At 73.1% G+C, this 8832-nt stretch carries 5 protein-coding genes; all 5 read right to left on the bottom strand.

Features of this window, described 5'->3' with window-relative positions:
• The coding region (locus tag E1264_RS35710) for an ATP-dependent helicase (protein WP_132180805.1) at positions 1 to 2720 on the bottom strand (2720 nt) is incomplete at its 3' end.
• Positions 2721 to 2802: 82 nt separating this feature from the next.
• Entirely contained in the window at positions 2803 to 5976 is a 3174-nt protein-coding gene (locus E1264_RS35705; RefSeq protein WP_132180803.1) for an ATP-dependent DNA helicase, read from the bottom strand.
• An 83-nt stretch (positions 5977 to 6059) separates the two neighbouring features.
• On the bottom strand, positions 6060 to 6392 hold the full coding sequence (locus tag E1264_RS35700) for an MGMT family protein (RefSeq protein WP_132180801.1): 333 nt from the start codon (positions 6390 to 6392) through the stop codon (positions 6060 to 6062).
• A gap of 18 nt (positions 6393 to 6410) precedes the next feature.
• On the bottom strand, positions 6411 to 7904 hold the full coding sequence (locus tag E1264_RS35695) for a S8 family serine peptidase (RefSeq protein WP_243711369.1): 1494 nt from the start codon (positions 7902 to 7904) through the stop codon (positions 6411 to 6413).
• 11 nt (positions 7905 to 7915) lie between these two features.
• A complete protein-coding gene (locus tag E1264_RS35690; protein ID WP_132180799.1) occupies positions 7916 to 8656 on the bottom strand; it encodes a hypothetical protein in 741 nt (246 codons plus the stop codon).
• Positions 8657 to 8832 lie beyond the last annotated feature (176 nt).

Raw genomic sequence — 8832 nt, 5'->3', positions numbered from 1 at the left:
GTCATGCGGCCCCGGTCGGCGTCGGACAGCCCGTCGTGCCCGGCCCAGTGCCGCGTCCGCCCGGACATCTCGTCCTCGACCATGCGGGCGGCCGCGACGACGGCCTCGTACCGTTCGCGGGCCGTGGCGTCGGAGCCGCCTCGGTCGCCGGGCGCGACGGGCCAGTCGGCCTCGTCGGGGTCGGCGAGCAGCGGGTTCGCGGCCCCCTCCTCCGGCGGGTCGGCCCACACGGCGACGGACCCGGCCCCCGCCATGCAGACCGCGCGGATCTCCTCCAGGAACGGCGACGGCCCCAGCGGACGCCCCGACGACCCCCACCAGTAGCCCGTCGCGATGAGCAGGCTGGACGCGCGCGTCACCGCCACATAGGCGAGCCGCCGTTCCTCGCGCAGGTCGCGCTCGGCACAGGCGTCGTCGAAGGCGGCGAGGTCGTCCTTGTCGAGGCCGTTCAGCGGCGGCAGGTCGGCGCGGTCGCCGCGCAGCATGAACGGTAGGACGCGCGGGTTCGCCGTCCAGCGGGTGGCGTTCTGCGGCGGCGACGGGAAGATCGACCCTTTCGCCGGGGCGCCGTTCTTCTGCGGGACGGACGACAGCCCCGGCACGACGACCACCGGCCACTCCAGTCCCTTGGACGCGTGGACGGTGAGCAGCTTGACGCTGTTCGTCTCGCCGACCCGTCCGGCCTCCAGCCCGAACTCCTCCGTCTCGGCGGCCTTGAGGTAGGCGAGGAACGCGCCGAGCGTCGGATCTTCGGCGTCGCCCGCGAACGTGGCGGCGGCGTCGATGAAGGCGTCGAGGTCGGCGCGGGCGGTGACCGGGTCGAGCCCGGACCGGGCGGCGACCTCGATGTCGAGGCCGAGCGCGCGCTCCACCTCGTTGACCAGGTCGGGCAGCGGGAGGCCGACCTGCCCGCGGAGCATCCGCAGCTCGTCGCGCAGGCGGCGCAGGCGCGCGTGCCCTTCCGGCGAGTAGGCGTCCGGCGGGCCGAGGTCATCGAGCGCGTCGACCAGGCTCCCGGTCTCCTGGTTCAGCTCGCTGACGAGCTGCCGCAGCGGATCGTCGCCGCTCCCCTCGCCGCTTCCTTCAGCGGTTTCGGGCGGGGAGCCGTCCGCCGTGGGCTCCTCGGGCCGGTCCTTTTCCGGCGGGGTGATGTCGCGGGCGGCGTCCAGGGCGAGGGTGCGGGCCCGGCGCCCGAGGGCGACGAGGTCGCGCGGGCCGAGGCGCCAGCGCGGGCCGGTGAGCAGCCGGGCGAGCGACGCGCCCGCCGTCGGGTCGTGCATGACCCGCATCGTGGCGACGACGTCCTGCACCTCGGGGACGGTGAGGAGCCCGCCGAGCCCGACGACCTCGACCGGGATGCCGCGCGCCTCCAGCGCCCGCCTGATCAGCGGGAACTGCGACCGCTTCCGCGCGAGGACGGCGATGTCGGAGTACTCCAGACCTTCGCCGCCGGTGTACGGGCCGACGTCCGGGGCCGTTTCGGGGTCGGCGGCCATGAGGCCCGCGATGCGGGCGGCGATGCGTTCGGCCTCGTCCTCGACGGTGTCGAACAGCGCGCATTCGACGCGCCCGCGCCCCTCCCGTCCCGCGCCCGGGATGAGCCGCGGCACGGCCTTCGTCTCCGCCCGCAGCTCCTCCTGGATCCTGGCGGCCGCCTCCAGGATCTGCTCGCCGTTGCGGAACGACCGGCTGAGCTGGACGACCGGCGCGGGCACCGGCCGCCCCCCGGCGATCCCGGCCTGCGAGGGAAAGTCATAGGCGAACCGCAGCAGGTTCCCCGCGCTCGCGCCCCGCCACCCGTAGATGGACTGGCACGGGTCGCCCACGGCCGTCACGGGATGCCCGCCCGTGAACAGCGACTTCAGCAGGACGAGCTGCGCCTGCGAGGTGTCCTGGTACTCGTCGAGCAGGACGACCGAGAACCGCGACCGCTCAATCATCCCCACTTCGGGATGCTTGGAGGCGATCCGCGCCGCCAGGGCCATCTGGTCGCCGTGGTCGATGACCTCCCGGTCGGCCTTGGCGCGCCCGTACGCCTCGATCAGCGGCATGAGCTGCTCGCGGACGGCGTGCTTGGCGAGGACGTCGCGCTGCGCCTTGAGCGGTTTCTTGACCGCGGCGAGCCGTTCGTCCAGCCACGTCCCGACCTTACGGACGTCGTCGGCCGTCCGCAGGTGCTCGGACAGGTCTCCGGCGAGTTCCATGACGGCCTTCGTCACGGTGTCGGGCTGCCATTCGATGCGGTCCATCGGCCCGTGGTAGGCGTCGACGGCGCGCGAGCATATCTGCCACGCGACGGCGGGCGAGATCAGCCGCATCGTCGGTTCGAGCGCCTCGCGCAGCGCGTGGTCGCCGAAGAGCCGGGCCGCGTAGGAGTGGTACGTCGACACCATCGGCTCGCCGTCGAACAGCGCCTCGCCGCCGAGCCGGTCGAGCTCGTCGCCGGGAAGCACCTCGCGCAGCTTGTCGAGCCGCTTCCGGACGCGGACGCCCAGCTCGGCGGCGGCCTTCCGCGTGAACGTGAGGCCGAGCACGCGCTCCGGCCGGACGAACCCGTTCGCGACCAGCCACACCACGCGCGCGGCCATCGTCTCGCTCTTGCCTGACCCGGCGCCCGCGATCACCGCCATGGGCGCCATCGGCGCCTCGATCACCCGGGCCTGCTCCTCGGTCGGCGCCGGGATCTCCAGCAGCCGGGCCAGCTCTCCCGGCGTGATCACCCCACTCCCCCCGAGCGACGAATCTGGTGCCCGCCCTCGTCGGGGCGGACGGATCAGCAGGAGCGTACAGAACACACCGCCGCTAGTCGCCGACCTGGCCGCCTTCGTCGTGGACCGGGCAGCAGGAGCGTACGGGACACGTCCGACACTTGTCGTTGGCCCTCGCCTGGAAGACGTCCCCGGCCATCCCGGTCGCGACGATCTCGACGAGCTTCTTGGGCCATTCGGGGTCGTCGTCCTCGGACGGCGGCGGCTGCTCCTGCTCGCGCGCCTTGGCGGTGAACGCGGCCTTGCCGACCTGGACGAGCTTGGCGCCGCCGGGCTCGATCAGCCCGTGCCGCTCGAACGCGCCGAGCATCACCGCGTACTGGTAGACGCCGAGCTGCGGGTGGCGGGCCAGGTCGTCCTTGGGGACGGCCGTCGAGGACGTCTTGATGTCGATGATGACGGCGCGCCCGTCCGCGTCGCGTTCGGCGCGGTCGATGCGGCCCTTGATGACGACGCGGCCGAGGTCGACCTTGAACGACTCCTCCAGCGCGACGACCTCGTTGGGGTTGTCGCGGTGCCAGGCGAGGAACTTGTCGACCATCCGGCCGGCCTGCTCGCGCTGCTTCTCGGAGTACCAGGAGCTGCGGAACTCCAGGTCGTTCCATATCTCGTCGAGCCGTTCGGCGACGTGGACCTCGCTGATGCCGTCGTCCGCGCCCGCGAGTTCGGCGACCGCGTGGATGACCTTGCCCATGGTGCTGTACTCGTTCGGCCCGCCCTCCTGCGCGCCGACCGCGGACGCGAGCAGCCAGCGCAGCCCGCACGTCGTGAACGCCTCGACCTGGGACGGGGAGATGGTGATGGGCTCGTCCTCGGCGAACGCGGGCCCGGAGTCGGAGAGGGCGGTGATGGCGTACCAGTTCTCCGGTTTCGCGCCGCGCACGCCCGCGCGCGCCAGGCGCGCCAGGTGCCCGGCGGCGGCGCGCCGCAGCGGTTCGGGACGGGACGGGTCCGCGACCACGGAACGGAGGTCGGCGACCAGCGCGGACAGCGAAAGCCACCGGGTCTTCTCGTCCAGTTGCGATTGTTCGATGGCGCCGGGAAGGAGTTCGTTCAGGAAGCGTGAAGGCCGCTCTTCTGTGTCGTCCCCACCGACGGCCGTCACGACGAGCCGTTTCCGCGCCCGTGTCACGGCGACGTAGAAGAGGCGCCGTTCTTCGTCCAGCATTTTGGCGGCCATGGACGCCCCAGCAGCAGCGTCTCCTTCTGGCTCGGCACCAGCGGCGTGCTCGACCAGTTCTTCGATACCGAGCAGCGACCCACGGAGGCGCACGTCCGGCCAGACGCCCTCCTGCACACCGGCCACCACGACCACGTCCCACTCCAGTCCCTTGGAGCGGTGCGCAGTGAGGATCCGGACGGCTTCGCCCTCCGGTGCCTGTTCGGCGAGGGTGTCACCGGCGATCTCCTGGGACGCGATGTTGTCGACGAACAATTCCGGCCCCGCCTGTGGGAGCCGGTCGACGAACCGCGCCGCATGGTCGAACAGCGCCACGACGGCGTCGAGATCCCGGTCGGCCGCCGCGCCGCGCGCGCCGCCCTTGGCACTCTGCTCCAGCAGGACGTCCGCCTGCCCGCTCTCCTGCCACACGGCCCACAGCACGTCCTCGGCACTGCCGCCCTCGTGGACGCTGCGCCGCGCCACGTCGATGAGGTGCGCGACGCGTTCGGCCGGTGCCCGCACCCTTTCGTGGACGAGAACAAGCTCGCGCGGGTCGTTCACCGCCGCGACCAGAAGCTCCCCTAGCGGACGCTGCCCGCCCGACAGTTCCTCCAGGTCGCGCAACGCCCGCTTGAGCCGACGCATGGCGAGCGCGTCGGCCCCGCCTAGCGGCCCGGTCAGGAGGTCTTCTGCGACGACGTCGTCCAAAAAGCCCTTCTTCAACGCCGCCCTTAGCAGAACAAGGAATGGACGAACGGCGGGCTCGCCCATGAGGGGAACTTCGTCACCAGCCACCACCACGGGCACACCGGCCTGGGCCAGCGCCCGCCTCAGCACCGGAACCTGCCGGACGGCACTGCGCACGAGAACCGCCATCCGCGACCAGGGAACGCCGTCCAGGAGATGCGCGCGGCGCAGCTCGTCCGCGACGAGCGCGGACTCCTGGCTCTCGGAGTCGGCGATCACGGCGCGCACCTCGCCGTCTTCCAGCTCCTCCAGCGGACGCAGCGCACGATGCTCGGCGGCCCCGGCCGCTCCGGCGGGCAGGCGCCGGGCGATCCGCCGCGACGCCGCCAGGATCTCGGGCCCCATCCGGCGGCACGTCTGCAACGCCACGACGGACGCGGGCTCGCCGTCCAGCGTCCGGAACCGGTTCGGGAACTCCTGGATGCCCCGCACATCGGCGCCACGGAACCCGTAGATGGACTGATCCGGGTCGCCGACGACGATGAGGTCGCGGCCGTCCCCGGCGAGGTAATGCAGAAGGGCTTCCTGCGCAGGGTCGGTGTCCTGGTATTCGTCCACGAACACGATGTCGTAGGCGTCCTGCTCCCGGATTCGTACTTCCTCGTCCGCGAGCATGCGCGCGGCCACCTGAATCAGCTCGCCGTAGTCGTAGGTGGGGACGGGGTCCAGCGCGAACCGATCCGCATACCGTTCCATGAACTCGCCTATGGCGGGCCAGTCGTCGCGTCCGCGCATACGTCCGAGCGCAACGAGGTCTTCGCCGTAGACACCCCGCTCTACCGCGCGCAAGGTGAAGTCACGCAGTTCTTCGGCGAACCCGCGTGTCGCCAGAGCGGCCCTCAACCGTTCCGGCCAGCCATGGGCGCCGTCCGCCAGCTCGCCCTCCAGGAACCGCCGCACTTCCAGCAGTTGCTCCGGCCCGGACAGCAGGCGAGGCGCGGGCTCTTCATCGAGAACGGCGTCCCGGCGGAGCAACGCATAGGCGTAACTGTGGAAGGTGAGCGCCAGCGGCGTGCGCGTCGTCCGCTGGAGCCTGCCGGTGATCCGCTGCCGCAGCTCCCCCGCCGCCTTGCGGCTGAACGTCAGGACGAGGACGCGCTCCGGGTCCACCCCCCGGTTCTCGATGCGGTCGACGACGGCCTCGACGATCGTGGTCGTCTTCCCGGTGCCCGGCCCCGCCAGCACGAGCATCGGCCCGCCCGCATGCTCCACGACCCGCCGCTGCTGCTCGTCGAGCAGGGGCGGGACGGCCCGCGCGGGACCCGCGCGGCGCACGAGACGGTAGGAAGCAGACGGCACAACAGTTCATTGGAACAGATCACCGGGACGGTTCTGACCACAACGCACGCATGTCGCCCAAGAAACACCGCGGCGCGAGGGAGTCAGGACGGCTCCGGCCCCAGCCCCGGCTCCGGCCCCGTCCAGCGGGCGCGGGCCATGTCGACGCGGCGGCCGTCCGGGCGCAGCGGCGTGCCCTCGGCGCGGTACTGCTCGTGCGCCTCGATCTCGTGGCCGCTCGGCGGGCTGCCGTCCGCGCGGATGACCCGCCACCACGGCACGGCGCCCCCGTACAGGGACATCACGCGCCCGACCTGCCGGGGCCCGCCCCGCCCGACCAGCTCGGCCACATCGCCGTAGGCGAGGACGCGTCCCGGCGGGATCCGCTCCACCGCGTCCAGGACGGCCTCGGCGTACTCATCGGGTTCAGACCACATCAGCCGATTCTCGCGGTCTCAGGCGGGCGGCAGGGGCGGCAACGCCCCAGGCGGCGGCCCGGCCGACCCGGGACGCGGTTCAGACCCCCAAGGCGGCGGCCCAGACGGCCCATGAGGCCCGGACGGCCCATGCGGCGGCGGCCCGCCCTGCGTCCGCCCCAGAGGAGGAAACGCCCGGGGCCCACCCGGACCCGGACCCGGCCCCGGCCGCGAGCCTAGGCCCGCACCCGAACTTGGGCCGAGCGGCGGATCACCGGCAGCCCGAGGACGGGGATGCCGGCGGCGAAAGGTGACCCCGATCGCACCGGCCGTGACCGTCCCGCCGACCCCGGCGAGCACCAGCCCGAGGATCAGTGGCGAGACCCAGCCGGGCCGCTCGATGACCTCCACCGGCCCGGGGTCCTCCTCCGCCCCGAACCGCCGGGCGGAGGACTTGCCGGCGCCCTGCCTGGTCCCGCCCGACGAGGCCAGCGCATCGGCCGCCGACAGCGCCCGGGACGCGTGGACCTCACCGAACCCGGTCTCGGAGCTGTAGCCGCCGGACGGCGTGTGCCGGACGCTCTGGATCAGCGCCTGCGAGACCAGCGACGGCGCCATCTTCGGGTGCTTCGCACGGATCAGCGCGGCGATTCCGGACACGAGCGCGCTGGAGTCGCTGGTCCCGGCGCTGATGAAGTACCGCCCGCCGGGGCCCGCGACGGGAATGTCCACGCCGGGCGCCGACAGCAGCACCGAATAGTTGCGGTTGGAGAACCGCGCCCGGGCGTGTCCGGGCTCCGTCGCGGCGACCGCGATGACGCCCGGATAGGACGCCGGATAGGAGTAGGGCGCGTACCCGTCGCCGTCGAGGAGGTCCGGGTCGTCGCCCTCGTTGCCGACCGCGGCGACCACCACGACGCCCTTGTCGATGGCGTGTCCGATGGCGGCGCGCTCGTCCGGGATCGCGCCTTCCTTGCCGAGCGAGAGGTTGATCACGTCGGCACCGTGGTCGGCGGCGTAGCGGATGCCGCGCGCCACGGCGAGCGCGGCCCGCTCGGACCGCCGGAAGCGGGGATAGCTGGGGTCCTGCTTCTCCGCGATCGCCCGGATCGCGAGGATGCGGGACTCCGGCGCGATCCCGATGACGCCGGAGCCGCCGCCGGCGCCGTGCCCGTGGCCCGCGATCAGCGCCGCCATGCTGGTGCCGTGCCGCCGGATCGGCTTCGTGCCGGCGTCGACCTCGGCGAGCATGTTGGGCCCGGTGGTGACCGAGCCGGCGATGTCGGCCTGGCTCGGGTCGACGCCCGAGTCGACGACCGCGACCGTCACGCCCTTGCCCTTGGTGATCCGCCACGCGGCGTCCATGCCGAGAACGTTCAGGATGGGCTTCTGCAGCTCGCGGACGGCGTCGGCGTGCGCGGGCACGGGCATCAGCCACGTCCCGGCCACCGCCGCCGCGAACACGGCCGCGACCGTCCGCCGCGCGGGGCCCGATCGTTCGCGCCGCGTCGCGCCCGCCTGGCGCCCTGGCATCCGTGCTCCCGTCAGCATTCCCACTCGGGTTCGTCGCAGTCCGGCAGGGACTTGGCGGCCAGCGACCGTGCGATCGCGTGCCCGATCTGCGGCGCGACGACGAACGGCTCGCCCGGCCGCGCCTTCTTGATCGCCGCCGCGGGACGCCCGTCGGTCTGCCCGGACGTCGTCAGCACGACGTACGGGCCGCCGCGGTCGATGGTCCGGTCCTGCCGGGCCTCGTCGTTGAACCGGGCGGACGCCGTCCCGGGGAAGGGCGCCGCGTGCAGCGCCGGGCTCACCGAGCCCCGCCCGTCCGGCCCCTGCGGGCCGGGCAGCTCCTTGTACGCCTTGTCGGCCTTCCACGGGTCGGAGAACGCCACCACGCCGACCGTGACGACGATGCCCTGCAACTGGTCGACGTACGTGGCGCGCAGGACGGCCAGGCAGCCGTGCCGGGCGATGGTCGTCGCGATCGCCTGGTCGACGGCCTGCGCGCAGGTGATGTCGGGGACGATGCCCATCCGGATCGCGTACTCGCTGTGGCCCGTTTCGGGGCGGTAGCTGATCTGCTCAGGGAAGATGCGTCCCGCGGGCCACGCCTGCCACCGGCGCGCGACCTCCTTGTTCGAGGCCAGTTGCAGCTCGGCGTTGGTGGGATCGCGGTTGAGGGTCGCCCACGCGCCGGTGAGCGAGACGCCGGTGGTGACCAGATAGCAGCAGGCGACGACGAGCGCGACGATCATCCACTGCCGTCCGCGCAGCCCGAGCACCGTAACCGGCGGAGGCCCGGGAGGCCCGGGAGGCCCGGGCGGCGGCCCCGTGTAGGGCATACCGGGCGGACGACCGGGCCCCCCGTACATCCCGGGAGCCCCGCCAGGGGCCATGCCGGGCGGACCACCACCGGGCGTGCCGGGACGCCCACCGGGCATGCCGGGCGGACCACCGG

This window comes from Actinomadura sp. KC216, from assembly GCF_004348535.1.
Classification (GTDB): Bacteria; Actinomycetota; Actinomycetes; order Streptosporangiales; family Streptosporangiaceae; genus Spirillospora.
The sequence above is the reverse complement of the archived record's forward strand: the minus strand, read 5'-3'. Positions and strand labels throughout refer to the sequence as shown.